Source organism: Lactococcus sp. (assembly GCF_036648155.1).
GTDB lineage: Bacteria > Bacillota > Bacilli > Lactobacillales > Streptococcaceae > Lactococcus > Lactococcus cremoris.
Genome location: NZ_JAVXIY010000038.1, coordinates 1 through 617, shown reverse-complemented (window position 1 = coordinate 617; position 617 = coordinate 1). Strand labels below are relative to the sequence as shown.

The window sequence follows — 617 nt, the reverse complement described above, 5'->3', positions numbered from 1 at the left end:
AATTGTTGTAATCAGTAAAAATAGAAGATTTTTTATTTTAAAAATAGATATTGTATTTTTGTAATATCCCAATTTATAACAAATTAAAATTCCTAGAAAAAGAGAAATTGACATATTCCCTAAAAAAATCCAAGTAGCCACTACTTGTCTCTCATATCCTACGAGAGACTTTAAGTACACCTCTGGATAAGCTAAGATTACATCAGGAAACCAATAAATAGCAAATAATAAAAAGAATAAACTAAGATATTTTAGTTTTTTCATCCAATGATTTTTAATCATTTTTTTCCAACCATTCTATACAACACGAAACCAAGTGCTAATACCATCATTCATACTCATGTTTTGACCACCATTAATAGTCATAAGATCTTCATTTGAAACAACTTCAAAATTCAATTGATTTTCCATTTATAAAATCTCCTTTATATTTAATAACAACAGTATACTCAAAATAATTTGAAAATACTACTTTTTTCAGAATTTTATAAATACATTTTTTTACTTAATATCCTTGTCCAAAAAGCGCTACAATCATTCTAATAACATAATTCCAAAAAGATGTGATAATTTTAGCTGTGGGTTATTATTTGCGTTACAATCTAAGCTATCTTTTT

Annotated in this window: 1 protein-coding gene and 1 pseudogene; both read right to left on the bottom strand. The window is 25.1% G+C overall.

Annotated elements, in window-relative coordinates:
* A pseudogene (locus RSC39_RS12005) lies at positions 1–282 on the bottom strand (CPBP family intramembrane glutamate endopeptidase); the annotation flags it as partial.
* A gap of 15 nt (positions 283–297) precedes the next feature.
* Positions 298–411, bottom strand: a complete 114-nt coding sequence (locus tag RSC39_RS12000) for a lactococcin family bacteriocin (RefSeq protein WP_021468760.1) — start codon at positions 409–411, stop codon at positions 298–300.
* Positions 412–617: the final 206 nt, after the last annotated feature.

What these genes read in the sequence shown, in the direction of transcription:
- RSC39_RS12000 (WP_021468760.1), bottom strand. Translation starts at nt 411, where the DNA reads ATGGAAAATCAATTGAATTTTGAAGTTGTTTCAAATGAAGATCTTATG.